The 15,806-nt window shown below is 61.5% G+C and carries 18 protein-coding genes; 6 read left to right on the top strand and 12 right to left on the bottom strand.

All coding sequences use genetic code 11. The annotated features are described in order from the left end of the window. Positions 1-54: 54 nt before the first annotated feature. From ACIPZF_RS01830 to ACIPZF_RS01815, 4 genes are all read right to left on the bottom strand, one after another. A complete protein-coding gene (locus ACIPZF_RS01830; protein ID WP_400794660.1) occupies positions 55-999 on the bottom strand; it encodes a FecR domain-containing protein in 945 nt (314 codons plus the stop codon). Beyond that, a complete protein-coding gene (locus tag ACIPZF_RS01825) occupies positions 999-1,508 on the bottom strand; it encodes a sigma-70 family RNA polymerase sigma factor (RefSeq protein WP_400794658.1) in 510 nt (169 codons plus the stop codon). The genes ACIPZF_RS01830 and ACIPZF_RS01825 overlap by 1 nt, the downstream gene beginning before the upstream one ends. Positions 1,509-1,597: 89 nt before the next feature. Continuing rightward, complete coding sequence (locus ACIPZF_RS01820) at positions 1,598-2,053, bottom strand: GNAT family N-acetyltransferase (protein ID WP_400794656.1); 456 nt, start codon at positions 2,051-2,053, stop codon at positions 1,598-1,600. Between the two features lie 57 nt (positions 2,054-2,110). Beyond that, complete coding sequence (locus ACIPZF_RS01815; RefSeq protein WP_400794654.1) at positions 2,111-3,274, bottom strand: MFS transporter; 1,164 nt, start codon at positions 3,272-3,274, stop codon at positions 2,111-2,113. Between the two features lie 95 nt (positions 3,275-3,369). On the opposite strand from ACIPZF_RS01815, the gene ACIPZF_RS01810 reads away from it, so the two are divergent. The 3 genes from ACIPZF_RS01810 to ACIPZF_RS01800 all read left to right on the top strand — a co-directional run bounded on the left by ACIPZF_RS01810 (position 3,370) and on the right by ACIPZF_RS01800 (position 5,857). Then, positions 3,370-4,287 (top strand): LysR family transcriptional regulator, encoded by a 918-nt coding sequence (locus ACIPZF_RS01810; RefSeq protein ID WP_400794652.1) that lies wholly within the window; start codon positions 3,370-3,372, stop codon positions 4,285-4,287. A gap of 81 nt (positions 4,288-4,368) precedes the next feature. Next, positions 4,369-5,055, top strand: coding sequence for a type 1 glutamine amidotransferase domain-containing protein (locus ACIPZF_RS01805; RefSeq protein WP_400794650.1), 687 nt, complete (start codon positions 4,369-4,371; stop codon positions 5,053-5,055). A 31-nt stretch (positions 5,056-5,086) separates the two neighbouring features. Beyond that, positions 5,087-5,857, top strand: coding sequence for an SDR family NAD(P)-dependent oxidoreductase (locus ACIPZF_RS01800; RefSeq protein WP_400794648.1), 771 nt, complete (start codon positions 5,087-5,089; stop codon positions 5,855-5,857). 117 nt (positions 5,858-5,974) lie between these two features. Here ACIPZF_RS01800 and ACIPZF_RS01795 read toward each other — a convergent pair whose 3' ends face one another. Then, complete coding sequence (locus tag ACIPZF_RS01795) at positions 5,975-6,232, bottom strand: hypothetical protein (RefSeq protein ID WP_400794646.1); 258 nt, start codon at positions 6,230-6,232, stop codon at positions 5,975-5,977. Between the two features lie 113 nt (positions 6,233-6,345). Here ACIPZF_RS01795 and ACIPZF_RS01790 point away from each other — a divergent pair, with 113 nt between their 5' ends. After that, the gene (locus ACIPZF_RS01790) at positions 6,346-7,218 is read left to right on the top strand and encodes a helix-turn-helix transcriptional regulator (RefSeq protein ID WP_400794644.1); all 873 of its coding nucleotides are present in this window, start codon (positions 6,346-6,348) and stop codon (positions 7,216-7,218) included. Here the strand turns inward: ACIPZF_RS01790 and ACIPZF_RS01785 are convergent, their stop codons facing one another. From ACIPZF_RS01785 to ACIPZF_RS01760, 6 genes are all read right to left on the bottom strand, one after another. Then, positions 7,219-7,512, bottom strand: coding sequence for a YkgJ family cysteine cluster protein (locus ACIPZF_RS01785; RefSeq protein WP_400794643.1), 294 nt, complete (start codon positions 7,510-7,512; stop codon positions 7,219-7,221). 91 nt (positions 7,513-7,603) lie between these two features. Next, complete coding sequence (locus ACIPZF_RS01780; protein WP_400794641.1) at positions 7,604-8,629, bottom strand: hypothetical protein; 1,026 nt, start codon at positions 8,627-8,629, stop codon at positions 7,604-7,606. Positions 8,630-8,639: 10 nt separating this feature from the next. Next, positions 8,640-9,218 carry a hypothetical protein gene (locus ACIPZF_RS01775; RefSeq protein ID WP_400794639.1) on the bottom strand — a complete coding sequence of 193 codons (579 nt, stop codon included), beginning with the start codon at positions 9,216-9,218 and terminating at the stop codon, positions 8,640-8,642. A gap of 50 nt (positions 9,219-9,268) precedes the next feature. After that, a complete protein-coding gene (locus ACIPZF_RS01770; RefSeq protein ID WP_400794637.1) occupies positions 9,269-10,837 on the bottom strand; it encodes a hypothetical protein in 1,569 nt (522 codons plus the stop codon). Next, positions 10,834-11,907, bottom strand: a complete 1,074-nt coding sequence (locus ACIPZF_RS01765; RefSeq protein WP_400794635.1) for a helix-turn-helix transcriptional regulator — start codon at positions 11,905-11,907, stop codon at positions 10,834-10,836. The genes ACIPZF_RS01770 and ACIPZF_RS01765 overlap by 4 nt, the downstream gene beginning before the upstream one ends. Positions 11,908-12,045: 138 nt before the next feature. Then, complete coding sequence (locus ACIPZF_RS01760) at positions 12,046-12,168, bottom strand: hypothetical protein (RefSeq protein ID WP_400794633.1); 123 nt, start codon at positions 12,166-12,168, stop codon at positions 12,046-12,048. 163 nt (positions 12,169-12,331) lie between these two features. Between ACIPZF_RS01760 and ACIPZF_RS01755 the strand changes: the two genes are divergently transcribed. After that, the gene (locus ACIPZF_RS01755; protein WP_400794631.1) at positions 12,332-13,435 is read left to right on the top strand and encodes a 5'-nucleotidase; all 1,104 of its coding nucleotides are present in this window, start codon (positions 12,332-12,334) and stop codon (positions 13,433-13,435) included. A gap of 111 nt (positions 13,436-13,546) precedes the next feature. Here the strand turns inward: ACIPZF_RS01755 and ACIPZF_RS01750 are convergent, their stop codons facing one another. Next, entirely contained in the window at positions 13,547-14,488 is a 942-nt protein-coding gene (locus ACIPZF_RS01750; RefSeq protein WP_400794629.1) for a LysR family transcriptional regulator, read from the bottom strand. Positions 14,489-14,605: 117 nt separating this feature from the next. On the opposite strand from ACIPZF_RS01750, the gene ACIPZF_RS01745 reads away from it, so the two are divergent. Beyond that, the gene (locus tag ACIPZF_RS01745; protein ID WP_400794627.1) at positions 14,606-15,787 is read left to right on the top strand and encodes an MFS transporter; all 1,182 of its coding nucleotides are present in this window, start codon (positions 14,606-14,608) and stop codon (positions 15,785-15,787) included. The last annotated feature ends 19 nt before the right edge of the window (positions 15,788-15,806 follow it).

Raw genomic sequence — 15,806 nt, 5'->3', positions numbered from 1 at the left:
CCGGTTATTTTTTCCTACTGCTAATGACCGGCGAGTGGGAAAAAGGGGACAGCCTCACGCGCGATTTTCTCGCGCAGCCAACGTGACCCAGTAACGGGTGCGCACATGCACCTCCAGGGGCAAGCTGGCCGCCAGCAGCGACAGCACGCGATCCGTGTCATCAAGGCGGAAGGTGCCGGTGATACGCAGGGTTTCCAGGTGCGGCTCCCAGCGCAAAAGCCCGGGTCGGTGCCTGCGCAGCTCCCTCAACAGGTCGCCCAGTGGCCGATCGTCGAGCCTCAACACCCCGTCGCGCCAACCCAGCAGCCCATCATCCAAAGCAGTGATCGGGCCAATGCCTGCGGCCTGCAGGTTGGCCTGCTGCCCTGCCGCCAACGCCAAGGCAGAACCTCGCAGCGGTTTCAGGGTAGCCATGCCGTTGAGCACCGACACCTGGCAAGCCTGATCGAACAGACGCACGCAGACCTCCGCACCGCTGACCGCCACCTGACCGAAAGGCACCTGCACGGCCATGTGCGTGCCGTTGGGGACGGTGACGGCCAGCTCACCGCGTACCAGCGTCAGCCTTCGCGCAGCCAGGTCGATGTTGACAGCACTGTCGGTGTTCAACTGCAAGGCCGTGCCGTCACTCAACTGCAAGCGCCTGCGTTCGCCCACAGCGGTGTGCAGGTCGGCGGTCCATGCGTCCACCGGCAGCTGCCGGACAAGCAGCCAGGCGGCGGGGACCAACGCGGCTATACCCAGCGCTTGCTTGAGCAGTGCACGACGCCCGGCATCCGGGCGATCCAGCGTGGCCATCGCCAGCCCGCCCGGCAACTGGGCAAAACGCTGGCGCAGCAACAGCGCCTTTTGCCAGGCACTTTCGTGCTGGCTGCTGCTGGCGCGCCACTGCTGCAAGCGCTGCAGCTCGTCTTCGCTGGCTTTGCCGGAGTCCAGCAGCGTCAGCCAGCGCGCAGCAGCACGAACCACTTCGCGCGCATCAGGTGAACGCGCAGGCATTACAGCTCTGCCAGCAGGCAGTGCTCGTAAGCCTGCGCCATGTAGCGTTTGACGGTGCGCTCGGAAATAGCGAGGCGTTCGGCGATTTCGCTGTAACCCAGGCCTTCCAGCTGGCTCCAGAGAAACGCCTTGCGCACCGGAGCTTTCAACCCGTCGAGTAATTCGTCGAGTGCTTGCAGGGTTTCCAGCAGAATCCAGCGCTGCTCCGGAGACGGCAGACACTGTTCGGGTAATTGTGCCAGCGCATCGAGATAGGCCTGCTCCAGACTGCGGCGTTTATGGAAGTTGCTCAGCAGGCGCTTGCCCACGGTCAACAGATAGGCGCGGGGCTCGCGGATCTCGGCCAATGGCTGGGCACTGGCCAATACTTTGAGGAAGGTGTCCTGGCTGAGGTCGGCCGCATCCCAGGCATTGCCCATACGCCGCCGCAGCCAGGCTTCCAGCCAGCCACGATGCTCGCGATACAGGGTGGGCAGGCTGTGCTCCGGGGGCGTGGCGGCGTCGATCATGGAGTAGACCTGCAGCGGCGTAAATGTGAGTGATTCTAATTTACACTGCAGTGCAGTTCCATGCTTTTCTCAGTGAGTGGAGACACAATCTACAGCCGTTTCGGCGAGGCTTTTTCGTAACGCAGATAGCCGTGGTGATCGGTGCCTGTGCAAACGAATTCAGCTTGCTCGTACATCAGCCTTGCTGGGTTGTCTGCGCGAACGCTGAGCACCAGCCTGTTGAAACCGGATTGGGCGGCATCAGCGCCAAAGCGCTCCAGCAGGCCCCGGCCTATGCCATTTCGCCGATACTCCGGGCTGACATTGAGGGTGCATAGATCGGCCATGTCTTGCGAAGGCATCCACAACGAGTAGCCCGCGAACTGACCGTCGATCTCTGCCACCGTGAGCCGCTCGAAATGCTCGACCCAGCGCGTCAGGTGCCGATGCAGGTCGTTTTGCCAGGCCAGTTCGTGAGTAGGTTCCCAAGTGCGGATGTAGCCCTGTTCGCCCTGGAAGATAGCAGGGATGTCGGTGACGAGCGCTTGCCTTAACGTCAGTGCCATAATCCAGTCCTCACCTACTCATTGAACGCCAAAGGGCCATAGTCGCTGAAGCGGCGCTCACCCGCAAAGGGCGAGCGGCTGCGGCCGAGCACGCCAAACCACGGTCATCAACAGCCCCACCCCGGCCATCATGGCCCCCGCCAGCGAAATCGCCGAATAGCCAAGCCCCGCATTGATCACCGCGCCCCCCAGTGCAGCGCCGATGGCGTTGCCGAGGTTGAACGCGCCAATGTTCACTGCTGACGCGAGATTGGGGGCGTCCTTGGCAGCTTCCATCACGCGCATCTGCAGCGGCGGTACCAGCGCGAAACTGGCCGCGCCCCAGACCAGAATGGCCACGGCAGTTGGCAGCGGCCAGTCCAGTACCAGTGGGAACACCAGCAACACCGCGATCAGCACCGCCAGCGAGACCATCAAAGTACGGTCGACCGAGCGATCCGCCGCCTTGCCACCCCACACATTACCCAAGGTCAGGCCGACGCCGAACAGCACGAGCATGGCGGTGATGAAGGTGGTGGAAGCCCCGGCCTCGCTGTGCAGGATCGGCGCGATATAGGTGAACACCGTGAACATCGCGCTGGAACCCACTACAGTCAGCGCCAGCGCCGACAGTACAGGCCCGCGGGTCAGGACGCGGATCTCGGCCAATGCGCCATTGCTGGCAGGCAGCTTGAGTTCGGGCAAGGCGAACCACAGCGCGACCATCGTCACCAGACCAAGGCCGGCAATGCCCCAGAACGCAGTGCGCCAGCCCATCAGCTCGCCGAACCAGGTGGCCAGCGGCACGCCGCCGATGGTGGCGATCGTCAGCCCCATGAACATCGCCGCCACGGCTCCGGCGCGTTTTTCCGGCGGCACCAGGCTGGCCGCGACGATCGAGCCAACGCCAAAGAACGCGCCATGGTTGAGCGAGGTGACCACCCGGGCGATCAGCAGGCTCTGATAGTCGGTGGCGAGCGCCGACATCAGGTTGCCCAATGTGAAAATCGCCATCAGCCCGATCAGCAGGTAACGCCGCGGGACCCTGCCGGTGGCCAGGGTCATCAATGGCGCACCGATCAACACGCCGATCGCGTAGGCGCTGACCAGCAGGCCGGCGGCTGGGATCGAGACACCGAGGTCGGTGGCGATACTGGGCAACATGCCCATGGGCGCGAACTCGGTGACACCGATGCCAAAGGCACCGACGGCGAGTGCGACGAGAGGTGGATTGATACGCATGGGAAAGCTCCTAATCTGTGCCTGGAATGCTACGATTCGGGCTTTCAAAGCACTAGACAGCATTTCTGGCAATCACCTTTGCGCAAGAGGCACAAATGGATTACAACGGGCGATCTGGCGAGATGGAAGTCTTTGCCAGGGTGGTGGACGAAGGCAGCCTCTCTGCCGCTTCGCGGGCGCTGGGGCTGACACCTTCGGCGGTCAGCCGGATCATCGCGCGCACCGAACAGCGCCTGGGCACTCGCCTGCTGTTGCGCACCACTCGGGCGATCTCCCTGACTGCAGAAGGCGATGCGTATCTGCGCGGCGCACGGCGCATACTTGCCGACATGCTAGAAGTCGAAGAAGCCATCACCGATCAGGGCGTGCCGAGAGGCCGGCTGAGGGTCAGCGCCGCGCTGGGTCACGGCAGGCAAACGGTAGTGCCGCTGGTGGCGGCCTTCAGCGCCAAGTACCCGCACGTGATGATCGACCTGACATTGAGTGACGAAATTACCGACATCCTCGGCGGCCAGGCCGATGTCGCCTTGCGCTTCGGCCCCCTGCCGGACAGCTCGTTGAGTGCACGCTTGATTGGCGACACTGGCGAAGTCGTCGTGGCCTCGCCCGCCTACCTCGAACGCTGCGGCACACCTGAGCAACCTGAAGACCTGGCGCAGCACAACTGCCTGCGCTTCAACTTCCGTCGCGCGGTGTCCGAGTGGCCGTTTCGTCGGGATGGGCAGGCATTTTCGCTGAAGGTGGCGGGCACTATCGAATGCAGCAGCGGCGAAGCGTTGGCGCAATTGGCCAGGATTGGCGCCGGTATTGCACGCATCGGCACCTTCAGCGTGGCCGATGAACTGCGCAGCGGCGAACTGGTACCGCTGCTGGAGGCCTACAATCCGGGCGATCGAGAACTGATCCACGCCGTGTTCGTTGGCGGCCCATCGATGCCTGCACGGGTGCGGGTGTTTGTCGACTTCATGGTGCAGCACCATCAGGGCTGGCCCTTTGACGCCAATCATCCATAGTGAACGTCTGAAGCCGCGCGACCTCCCAGTACTGCAAGGCGAACGCAACGCTGCCCATTCTCACTTGGAGGACGAATTCAGATGAAAAAGATCCTGATGGTGCTGACATCCCACGACCGACTGGGCGACACCGGCAAGAAAACCGGCTTCTGGCTGGAAGAGTTCGCTGCCCCGTACTACGTGTTCATCGACGCTAATGCCGACGTCACCTTGGCTTCCCCCAAGGGCGGCCAGCCACCGTTGGACCCGAAGAGCGACGAAGACGATGCGCAGACCGACGCCACCCGGCGCTTTGGCAATGATACCGAAGGGCAGATGGCATTGGCCGACACGGTTCCCCTGAGCGAAATCGACCCTTACGATTTCGACGCCGTGTTCTACCCCGGCGGACACGGGCCGCTCTGGGACTTGGCCGAAGACAAGGACTCCAAGACGCTGCTGGAAGCGTTCTATGCCTCCAACAAGCCGATTGCCGCGGTTTGCCACGCACCGGGCGTGTTCAAACACGTCAAGGCCCCGGATGGCCACCCTGTGGTGCAGGGCAAGAAAGTGACTGGGTTCGCCAACAGCGAGGAAGACACAGTCGGGCTGACCCAGGTTGTGCCCTTTCTGGTCGAGAACATGCTCAAGAGCCAAGGTGGCGACTATTCCAAGGCAGCGGACTGGGCGATTCATGTGGTTGAAGACGGCCACCTGATCACCGGGCAGAATCCGGCGTCTTCGGAAGGTGTGGCGACGGCGCTGCTCAAGCGGCTGTCGCGCGAATAGCCTCGATTCTGTCCCGGATAGCGGTTTCACGATGACGCTGATCGCCAATCTGCAGCACCCGGCAAATGTACTCGTCTGTGGCGCCAGCCAAGGCATCGGCCTGGCCCTCTGCGAAGCACTATTGGAACGCGATGACGTGGCAACGGTCTGGGCCGTGTCGCGCCAAGCCAGCGCTAGCGTTGCCTTGGCCACACTGGCTGCAGCCCATGGAGAACGCCTGGTAGCGTTCGATTGCGATGCCCGGCGCGAACAATCGCTTGCCGAACTCGCCCGCGAGGTCGGACGCCAGTGTGCACACCTTCATTTGGTGATCAGCACCTTGGGCATTCTGCAGCAGGACGGCGCCAAGGCCGAAAAGGCCCTGGCGCAACTCGACCTGGAACACATGCAGGCCACCTTTTCCACCAACGCGTTCGCGCCGATCCTGTTGCTCAAGCACCTGTTGCCGTTGTTACGCAAGCAACCCTGCATCTTCGCTGCGCTGTCGGCGAGGGTGGGCTCCATCGGCGACAACCGCCTGGGCGGCTGGTACAGCTATCGCGCAAGCAAGGCAGCCCTGAACCAGTTGATGCGGACCGCCAGCATCGAACTCAAACGTTTCAACCCTGCTTCCACGGTGCTATTGCTGCACCCTGGCACGACCGATACCCGGCTTTCAGCGCCATTTCAGGCAAATGTGCCGGTCGAGCAACTGTTCGAACCCGCTTTTGCAGCCCAGTGCATTCTTGAGCAGGTGGGCAGCCATGGGCCGGCGGACAGTGGCACCTTCTGGGCATGGGATGGTCAGCCAATCCAATGGTGACCATAGCTGAGAAGCATTGGCAGCAGCCCTCACGCGCATTGAAGACGTTCTTCGCATACTGCAGCGCATAACCCCATGACACTCTGCTCGACCACGCCGAGCGTCAAGGGGCATTACCTACTGCCCTTCGGGCAGCAACGCCTCCAGCAAGCTCACCTTCCTCTGCAACTGCTCCACATGCGCCTTCTCCGCCCGCAACGCCGAGCGCAGCTCGCGGTTTTCCGACGCCTGGATCCGTGCCCAGCGCATCGAGGTCTTGCAGTTGACGATCGCCTCCCACACCTCCTGGGTCTTGAGGTACTGCACGATCAGCAGCACAGCGATTACCACCATCATCAGAAGGGCCGCTGCCGAGATCATATCCGTCGTGGTCATGTTCAATCCTTTTGCCAATTCATTTGGAAGACAGCCAAAGGATATGTAGTGATTTTTTACACGTATAGATTGTAGACTTGTACAGGTAAACAATTCACGCACATGGACGACCCATGAAACGCACCCAGGACATCAATCAGGTCCGCTGGGACCTGGCACTTCGCTACCGCTTGATCGAAACCGTCGCCTGGTGGGAAGGCCGTCTGACCACGGGCCACCTGATGCAGAGCTTCGGCATCAGCCGCCAACAGGCGTCCAAGGACATCAATACCTACATCAGCGAGCATGCGCCTAAAAACCTTACATATGACAAGCAGCTGAAGGGCTATGTACCCGGCAAGCACTTCAAGCCGCGGTTCATCGATGACAGTGCCGATGCCTATTTGCAGCTGCTGAACCAGACCCACGCGCGGGCACCCCATGTGGAAGGTCTGGCGCTGGCCTATGCCCACACCAAGGTGCTGCAAGTGCCGGACCGGACCATCCGCCCAGACGTGCTGCGCCCGCTGCTCAGGGCCTGCCGCAACGGTGAGGTGATTTCCATCGAGTATGTGTCGCTGGCCAACCCCACGCCCGAAACGCGGCTGATCTCGCCGCATACGCTGATCTACACCGGCATGCGCTGGCATGTGCGTGCTTACTGCGAGAAGAACCGCAAGTACCGGGATTTCGTGTTGAGCCGGTTCCGCGGGGCACCCGAGTACGAGCGCATGAGCGAGAACCTGATCGATACGGACGATGATTGGAACATGCGGGTCAATGTGGTGATCGAACCGGACTCGCGGCTCAAGCCTGCGCAGAAGGCGATTATCGAAGTGGACTTCGGCATGGTGGAGGGTGAGCTGGTGATCCCGACGCGCTGCGCGTTGGTTGGCTATGTGTTGCAGCGGTATCAGATCGACCCTAAGAAGCTGGAGGCCAAGGCGTCGGCGCAGCAGATCGTGGTGAAGAACCTGGAAGAGTTGAAGCCTTGGCTTTATGAGTGATTACCCTGAAAGACCGGCTTCCTTCTGCAGGGCAGTGCAAACCGCCACGTTCAGGGTGACGAATTCTTCCCAATTGTAATGTTGGGCAAACCGCTGGGTGTACTGACGATCCACCCGGCAGATATCAGGGCGTTCTGCATAGATGCTGCACCCCTTCTGCACCGCGTCGTAGTGTTTGCAGGTCCCGTCGCCACGATCCAGGTCGCGGGTTTCGGCAGACTGATCAACACGCTGGCAGCACAAGCCACATTGATTGCAGGGGAACAGGGAACGCTGTGAAGCCGTCATGGACATGTGCGCCCCAACGCGATCGGGTTTGCAAAGAAAGTGCCCACGCGACGCGTGGGCACCGTAGCTTCAGGTGTGAATCACTCCCTGAGCGCAATCAAGCGACGGGGGCATCCAGGCCCGCTTTCTTGCCGTTGGCAACCAGAGTCACGTCCTTGATGCGTTTTTCCGTGGCCAGCACCAGGTTGCCATCGGTATCCAGGATCGGGGTATCGATCATGGCCTTGAGCAGCTGGGCGAACTTGACCGACCCGAATACCACCTTCTTGCTCTGGTCGGAATAAGCACGGTAGTCGACACCTTGCTGCTCGATGACGGTTTTCAGCTCGTTCACCGCGCGGCGCAGCTGCGAGCTGACGTTGGAGAAGGTGTTGTTAGCCAGCGTGGTAACCTGGGCGATGGCGCTCAGTTTGTCGGTCAGCAACTTGGCTTCGTCGCGGATGGTGCGTGCCTGCTCCATGTTGCTGCGCGCCTTGTTCAGCGCCTCTTCGCCTTTGTTGCCCAGCACGTGGCCAAAGATGGCCAGCGCAGGGCCGGCAACGATGCCGCCGAGCACCATCATGCCGCCTGCCATGCCATAGCCACCAGCCGCCAGCGAACCACCGCCTAGCCAGGCCAGCGTCGCGTTGGTCGCGGCCACGCCACCCAGCGAGGAAATCGCCGTGCCGGTGCTGGCGGTGGCCAGCAGCATGGTGCCGTTGTAGGCACCGAAGGCCAGTGCCGCACCACCGCTCAAGCCAGCGCCCAAGCCCAGACCGGCGTCCTGCAGCGCCTTGTAATCCTGGCGCAGGCCGGTCAGGGTCTTGCTGGTGAAGTCACCCGCATTGAGCTTGTCCAGCTCGGGGCTCTGCGACAGCTCGACGTTCTTGATGCGTTCGAACGTGGTGATGAAATCGGCTACCACGCCGTTGAACGCGCGCAGTTTTCGCTGGCCGTAATCTTCCAGCGTGCTGTTGGTGGTCTTGCGCTGCTCTTCAATCTGCTCGTTGGCCTTGTTGACCAGGGTGCGAGCATCTTCGTTGAGGTCGCTGGCATTGCTGTGATCGATGGCGCCGCTGACGCCTTTGACTGCACCGTAGATGCCGGCAATGGCGGCGGCACCGATAAGCAGGGGAAGTGGCATGATGTGATCCTTACTCAAGCACGATGGAGATGGTTTTGTTGACTTCCTTGTTCAGCACTTCCGCGCGTTCGAGGAGGTCGTCGAAGATGAAGTCTTCAAGTTTGTGGTGTTGTTGAAACTCTTTGAGCAGCGCCCATTCGATGCTGGAGATGTTGCCGTCGCGCAGGGCTACCAGCAGCAATTCGAACAGCATCACTTTCGGTGCGGACGGTTGCTCGGATTTCTTGTCCTTGAGCAATTCCTTGAGCACGGTCTTGGCCGCCTGAACCCGGGACTCCGGGCGCTCTGCCTGGGTGATCGGGAAGGTCTTGGTCACCTCGACCAGGCGTTCGCCGATCTCGCAGGTGGCCAGGAACATGCGCAGGGTCGGCGATACCGAGGAAGAAATGCCGGCTGCATGCTCCAAGTCTGCAATCAGCTCGCGCTCGTGCTCGCCCTCTTCGATCGTCAGCTCTTTGAGATCGGTGTCGGAGGTAAGCTGGGCGGAGGTTTTTCCATCCCAGAGCAGCGGTTTGTCGGAAAGCGCCAGCAGCTTCGCCAGGTCGACCAGGTGTTTTTTGTCCGGTGCGGACAGGAGCTTGATCAGCATGAACGGTGGTGTCCTTGTTCCTTGGGGAATACTTCAGGTAGGCAAGCGGTTTAAAGGACCAGCGGGCTGTCGCTGTCCATGAAGCTGTCAAACTCGTCCTGCGTGTGGAACTGCAGATTCTTGCCCAGCAGCGTGGCGTACGCGTTGATTGCCGCAGCCACCTCATCAGCACTGACGCTGCCGGTGGCATTGATCTTCGAGAACAGCTGCTGTGTTTCTTGTTGCAGCTGCGGGATTTCGCGGCGGGTGAAGGCATCCAGGGCCGCCTGTTCTGTGGCAATGCGATCACGTGCAGCGCCCTGGATCGCACGGGTGCGCTCCAGCTGCGCCCGGGATAGTTCCGCACCGCGGGCAGCGTCCAGGGCAGCCTGATAGAACAGCGAAGAGAGGGTGTAACCGATCATGCCTCCCACCGCGGCACCGACGAAGGGGATCGGAATGGCAACTTGGCCGACGGCCGCCATCATGCTGCTGGCCAGCATGCCCGAGCCTTTTTCGCCGACTTCGGCAAGCAATTGCGCTTCGCTGATGTCCCCTGTGACATAGCGCTTGATCGAGCTGCCCAGCGACAGGCAGACGTTTACCGCCATGGCAGGCGCGTTGGTATTGGCCAGATTGCGCAGGGTAACGCTGCCCGACTGCTGCATGCCGCCCTTGAGCGCAGCGCCGACGAACGCCGTGCCATAGCCGAGCGCGCCTGCCTTGGCAGTATCGGTGGCCAGCGCCAGTGCTGCTTCGGCAACGTCCTGCTTGCCCTGAGCAACCGCAAATACATTTTGCAATGCAGAAATACTGGCGCCGACCATCGCTCCATACTTGGCACCTTCCACCCCAGCGCGGTGGCTGGTGCGGGTAATGTCCATGGCGGTGGCCAGCTCGGGGTGCTCACGGTAGAAGATGGCGTCTTCGGTGGTCAGGCCGCTGTCTTTGACGTTGTCTGCCAATTGGTCATAGTTGTCAGCGTCGCGGCGCAGTTTGGCGGCGACATCAGGCTTGCCTGCCGCGTCGACCTGGGTGGCCTGCTCGCGCAGGGCAAGTGCCTTCGCTCGGCAATGCGCCTCTGCGCCGTCGAACTGCTCGGACGGCAGCTCCAGCTTGACCCCACGGTAGCGGGAGAATTTGCCGTTCTCGCTGGCGATGTCTTCGAGCAACTGGTCTCGGTTACCCACGAACTTCATCTGCGACTGCGTACCTTCGATGATCTGTCCATCGAGGATCTGCACGCGGTCAACCACGTTGTGGTTTCGGCCGTACTGGGCCAGGTCGTCACTGCGCGAGGTACGCACTTTCGAGCCACTGATGATGGCCTCGGCATTGTCACGGCTGGTGGTGGCCACCTCCGCTGAATAGCCGGCCTGTTGCTTGATGTTCTGCTTGGCGTACAAAGGGTCGTCGTTGACCTTGTGCTTGGCGATGTCGGCCAGTCCCTTGGCGAAGCGCTGCCCGGTCTCGTTATCGACACCGGTGAAGCCTTTGATGTACTCGGCGTTGGCACTGCCGAAGCGGCTGACGGTTTCGCTGGCGGAAAGTGCCGTCACGCTCTGGATGATGTCCCGCTGGATCTCGTCAAGGTTGTTCGAGTCAAGGGCGGTGGACGGCTTGGACGCATCAGACTTCATTGTGGGTTTTCCTGTCTGCCGAGGATGGGGTTGGCAATGGAAGCAGGTTCGGCCAACGGCTGCGCATACAACGCCTGCGCCTCCGCAAGCCGGGTTTGAATGGCGTGGACCCAGTTGTGAGGTGCTTGCAGGCGCAGGTTTTCGCCCAGACCGAACAACCACCACAGCGTCTCCTGGTCGTCGTGCACAGTGGCGCGGACACGCTGCCACTCGGTTCCCAGCAGCGGCTCCAGGCGCTGGTCTGGCGCAAGCGGCGTTTCGCTCAGCAGCCAGGCGATCTGCGGGGCAACCTCTGCGATCAACTCGACGCGCGCTACCGGCCCCGGGCTGTTGAAACCACCGCCCTGCACGTAGTCGTCGATGTCGAAGCCTTGCGCCGATCGCGCCTCAGCGTCCAGGCAGGTGACCTGCTGGATACGATGCAGTGCAAACTGGCGGGCATCGGTGTAGCCGTCGACCACGGCAATCAGGTAGCTGATGGCATGACGCGAGACGACACCCATCGGGTGCAAACGCAGTGTCTTGGTCTGGCCCTTGCTGCGGCTGAGGTACTGCACCTGCAATTGGCGCCGGTCGAGCAGCGCATCCGCAACCTGCGACCAGATGGCGGGGTCCACTTCGGCAGGCTGCAGCGCCTTGCCATTGGGCATCGCGCGCACACAGTCGCTCCACTGCGCCAGGTGGTTGTGCTGCAACGCCTTGAGCTGGCGGTGCGCCAGGTCGAAGTGCGGCATCAACAGCTTCATCACACTGGGCGGCATCAGTTTGCCCAAGTGGCTCTGGGCAAGGACGAACGCCAGCGCAGTGGGTGTGTCCAGCGCCGGGTAGTCGAAGTACGGGGTATCGCCGGGGAAGCTCCAACGATAGGGCTTGCGGCTTTCATCGCAGAGCAACGGAAAGTCCAGCGCCAGACGCCCGGCCAGGTCACGTTGCAAGGTACGGGGATCGAATTCGAAGCGTTCACGCTTGAGACGCGCGAATAATTCGCTGGTGGTGATGCTTTTCGGTTCGCGAGGAATGAGCCGCAGCAGGGCCAAATGCCTGAACAGCCTGTCTTTGGGATCTGACATGGAGCCGTGCTCGATCAACCTTGATGATGGTTCGCTGGCGTCATATACCCGGCGAACGGTCCGTTGATGGCTTTTTAGCACTATCCGGAATTTACCGCCAGTAGCAAAAAGCCATATGTGCAAATGACGGATCTTGCTTCAGCCAGTGTTCCGCCCGCGCTCGCGTTCAAGTTCGCGCTTGAGGTCATCGACTGTCTGGCTTTTTTTCATCAGCAACAGGCCAACGGCCAGGCCGATGGCGAAGCAGGTCAGTTCCTTCATGGTTGAGTTCCTTGATCCGATTGGGATGAGAGGCATCCTGGATCAGGGCTGCGACATTCTGTGTCGCTGCTACCGTTGCGCGGTGAACATATGGGAAAAAAAGCCACGCCTTGTGTAGCCTGTTGCCGTAGCTATTCCCCATCTCGCTTTCAGGAAGCCCGTCATGCCCTACCCCATCGAACAGAAACTCGTGGTCGGCGTCGCTTCCAGCGCTCTGTTCGACCTGACCGACTCCGATGACATCTACCAAAGCCATGGGGTCGAGGCCTACCGTCTGCACCAGGAAGCCAACCTCGACGTGCCCTTCCCCAAGGGTGTTGCCTTTCCCTTCATCCGCCGCTTCCTGAGCATCAACAAAGCCTTCCCTGACCAGTTACCGGTAGAAGTGGTGCTGCTCTCGCGCAACTCCCCGGAGACTGGCCTGCGGGTGTTCCGCTCGATCGATCACTACGGGCTCGACATCACCCGCGCGGCGTTCATGTCTGGCCGCTCGCCCTACGAATACATCCCTGCCTTCAACGCATCGCTGTTCCTCAGCGCCCACGAAGGCGATGTGCAGCGCGCCATCGACGCCGACTACCCCGCCGGCCTGGTGCTGCCGAGCAAGATCTACGACGACGAGATCGACACCGAACTGCGGGTGGCTTTCGACTTCGATGGGGTGATTGCCGATGATGAAGCGGAAAGCGTGTACAAGCAGCGCCAGGACCTGAATGAATTCCAGGCCCATGAGCATGCGCACAAAGCCATCCCGCACCAGCCAGGGCCGCTGGCGGACCTGTACCGCAAGCTTTCGCTGATTCGCCAGCTCGAAGATCGCAAGCTGGCCGAATACCCGGACTACAAGCGCATCCTGCGCATCGCCATCGTCACCGCGCGCAATGCGCCTTCGCATGAGCGAGTAGTGACGACGCTGAAGAACTGGGGGGTTTCGCCGGATGAGTCGTTCTTTCTCGGCGGGATGGAGAAGGACCGGGTGCTGTCGATTCTCAAGCCGCATATGTTCTTTGATGATCAGCGTACGCACCTGACGTCGGCGGCGGGGGATTTGCCGATGGTGCATGTGCCGTTTGGGGTGGCGAACCGAGCGCTGAGTGTCGATGGAGCGTCCTTGCTCGGGCGGGAAGACCGATCAGCGAGGCCCGCCGCCGTGGCCACCCATGCCGAATCCACCATGCCCGCCACCACCACCGCCACCGGGCGGCATGAACATCCAGCAACCCGCCAAGGTGGATACCAAAGCGGCGACGAGCGCTGCGCGAACTAACTGTTTCAACTTCATCAAAACGCTCCAAAAGCCAAGATCTGCCGCCTGCCTGATGCCAGGTTGGGCAGCGTGCGGATTCTAGGTCCGCAGCAGCTTGGCCGGTGTGCACTTTTACCTATCTTTACACGCTGTGCCTGGGCTTCCTTCTGCACCGAAGCTGTTACAGATCACCTCGACCAACGCCTGCACTTTTGGCAGCGACTGCCGGCTGGTGAGCCAGGCGACGTGGATAGGCAGCCCGCGCGTGGTGAGGCCTGGCAGGATAGGCACCAGTGTGCCAGCGTCGAGCTGCTCCTGAACCAGCCATGTCGGCAGTTGCGCGATGCCCAAGCCTGCGAGCACCATCGCCAGTTGCCCCTCGGCATTGCCAATGGCTATGCGGCCCGCCACCACGCGTTGCTCGCTGCCCTCGGCATGTACGCCGGGAAAGTGCAGCGGGTAGACACCACCGTCTGTTCTGCCGTAGAGCACGCAGCCGTGCTCGTGCAGTTCGCTTTCCGAACGGGGCTCGCCGTGCCGCTGCAGGTAGGCGGGCGTGGCGCAGAAAATCTGCCGCTGCACACCGATCAGCCGGCGCTCCACGCCGTTGGGCCAAATATCCGGGCCACCGATACGCACCAGAATGTCGATATCGTCCTCGACCTGATCGACGAAGCGGTCTGTGAGGGTGATGTGTGGCAACAGCAGCGTGTGTTCGGCGATGAAGTCGATCAGCAGCGGCAGAACGCGAAGCTTGCCATACGAGGCGGGTAGATCGATGCGCAGGCGGCCGCGCGGTTCGGTCTGATCGCTGTGCATCTCCATCTCGGCCTCGTCGAGTTCGGCCATGATGCCCTTGCAGGTGCGGTAGTAGTTGCGTCCGGCGTCGGTCAGCGCGAGGCGGCGTGTACTGCGCTCGAACAGCCTGGCCTGCAACCGTTGCTCCAGCCGCGCCACGCTCTTGCTCACGGCGGAGGTGGTCAGGTGCAGGCGTTCGGCAGCCGCCGTAAAGCTACCCGCCTCCGCCACACAAATGAAAACCGCCAGCCCCTTCAAGCGTTGTTCGTTCTGCACCCTGGGCACCTATTGTGGAATTGAATTCCTGTCAATTATTGCCTAAATGCCGCAGATGATCATTTTATTCCAAGGTACGCTCACGTCCTCAATTTTAGATGTTTGGAGTACACCCTCATGCAAGCCACCTCTGCGCCCGCGTCTGAAACGGCAGATGCCCGGGCAGGCCTAAGCATACTGATCCTCACGATCGCCGCTTTCGCCGTATTGACCACCGAGTTCATCATCCTCGGTATCTTGCCCGGACTGGCGCGCGAGCTGGATATCAGCATTGCCAAGGCCGGCCAACTGGTGACCGTGTTCGCCTTCACGGTGATGCTGGTGGGCCCGTTTCTCACGGCCGCGATTTCCCATTGGGACCGCAAAAAACTTTTTCTGACCATCGTGCTGATCTTTGCCGTATCCAATGGCCTGTCTGCGGTAGCCACGGACTTCTGGACCATGGCGTTCTCGCGCATTCTGGCAGCGGCCTTGCTTCCTGTGTTCTGGGGGACGGCCAGCGAGTCGGCCGCTCAGCTGGCGGGTAAAGGCAATGAAGGCAAGGCGGTGGCCCAGGTGTACATGGGCATCACGGCGGCGTTCGTGTTCGGCATCCCCCTCGGCACACTGGCGGCCACCGCGGTCGGCTGGCGGGCCACGTTCATGCTGATCGGCGGGCTTTGCCTGGTCATTGCCTTGCTGATCTGGATGTTCATGCCGTCGCTGCCGAATGCTCCGAAACGGCCAGCGGGTGAGCGTCAGTCAGTGATTCTGCAGGACCCGACATTCATACTTCACGTGGTGCTGTCGGTGCTGGTGTTTACCGCCATGTTCAGCGCCTACACCTACCTCGCCGACATCCTTGAACGCCTCGCACATGTACCGAATGCCCAGGTGGGTTGGTGGCTGATGGGCTTCGGCGCGGTGGGCATGCTGGGCAATGCCATCGGCGGTCGCCTGGTGGACCGCAGCCCACTCGGGGCCACCGTGCTGCTGCTGGTGGTACTGGGTGCGGGCATGGCCAGCGTGGCGCCGGCAATCGATACCCTGTGGTTGCTGGTGGTGGCGTTGAGCGCGTGGGGCATCGCCTATACTGCATTGTTCCCGGTGTGCCAGGTGCGGGTGATGGGCGCCGGCAGCAAAGCCCAGGCGCTGGCCGGAACCCTGAATGTGTCGGCAGCCAATGGCGGGATCGGAATAGGCGCGGCGATTGGCGGGGCGACCATCGAGCACATGGGCCTGGCATCGCTGGGCTGGGTGGGGGCATTGATTGCAGCTCTGGCGGTGGGACTTGCGGTGCTGTTGAAGGCTCGCAATTGATTATCTTGGGCTGTGGCGA

This window comes from Pseudomonas sp. NPDC089752 (genome assembly GCF_044748725.1).
Classification (GTDB): Bacteria; Pseudomonadota; Gammaproteobacteria; order Pseudomonadales; family Pseudomonadaceae; genus Aquipseudomonas.
The sequence above is the reverse complement of the archived record's forward strand: the minus strand, read 5'-3'. Positions and strand labels throughout refer to the sequence as shown.

Coding starts and splice junctions, on each gene's coding strand:
- ACIPZF_RS01830 (WP_400794660.1), bottom strand. CDS start 999: ATGCCTGCGCGTTCACCTGATGCGCGCGAAGTGGTTCGTGCTGCTGCG.
- ACIPZF_RS01825 (WP_400794658.1), bottom strand. CDS start 1,508: ATGATCGACGCCGCCACGCCCCCGGAGCACAGCCTGCCCACCCTGTAT.
- ACIPZF_RS01820 (WP_400794656.1), bottom strand. CDS start 2,053: ATGGCACTGACGTTAAGGCAAGCGCTCGTCACCGACATCCCTGCTATC.
- ACIPZF_RS01815 (WP_400794654.1), bottom strand. CDS start 3,274: ATGCGTATCAATCCACCTCTCGTCGCACTCGCCGTCGGTGCCTTTGGC.
- ACIPZF_RS01810 (WP_400794652.1), top strand. CDS start 3,370: ATGGATTACAACGGGCGATCTGGCGAGATGGAAGTCTTTGCCAGGGTG.
- ACIPZF_RS01805 (WP_400794650.1), top strand. CDS start 4,369: ATGAAAAAGATCCTGATGGTGCTGACATCCCACGACCGACTGGGCGAC.
- ACIPZF_RS01800 (WP_400794648.1), top strand. CDS start 5,087: ATGACGCTGATCGCCAATCTGCAGCACCCGGCAAATGTACTCGTCTGT.
- ACIPZF_RS01795 (WP_400794646.1), bottom strand. CDS start 6,232: ATGACCACGACGGATATGATCTCGGCAGCGGCCCTTCTGATGATGGTG.
- ACIPZF_RS01790 (WP_400794644.1), top strand. CDS start 6,346: ATGAAACGCACCCAGGACATCAATCAGGTCCGCTGGGACCTGGCACTT.
- ACIPZF_RS01785 (WP_400794643.1), bottom strand. CDS start 7,512: ATGTCCATGACGGCTTCACAGCGTTCCCTGTTCCCCTGCAATCAATGT.
- ACIPZF_RS01780 (WP_400794641.1), bottom strand. CDS start 8,629: ATGCCACTTCCCCTGCTTATCGGTGCCGCCGCCATTGCCGGCATCTAC.
- ACIPZF_RS01775 (WP_400794639.1), bottom strand. CDS start 9,218: ATGCTGATCAAGCTCCTGTCCGCACCGGACAAAAAACACCTGGTCGAC.
- ACIPZF_RS01770 (WP_400794637.1), bottom strand. CDS start 10,837: ATGAAGTCTGATGCGTCCAAGCCGTCCACCGCCCTTGACTCGAACAAC.
- ACIPZF_RS01765 (WP_400794635.1), bottom strand. CDS start 11,907: ATGTCAGATCCCAAAGACAGGCTGTTCAGGCATTTGGCCCTGCTGCGG.
- ACIPZF_RS01760 (WP_400794633.1), bottom strand. CDS start 12,168: ATGAAGGAACTGACCTGCTTCGCCATCGGCCTGGCCGTTGGCCTGTTG.
- ACIPZF_RS01755 (WP_400794631.1), top strand. CDS start 12,332: ATGCCCTACCCCATCGAACAGAAACTCGTGGTCGGCGTCGCTTCCAGC.
- ACIPZF_RS01745 (WP_400794627.1), top strand. CDS start 14,606: ATGCAAGCCACCTCTGCGCCCGCGTCTGAAACGGCAGATGCCCGGGCA.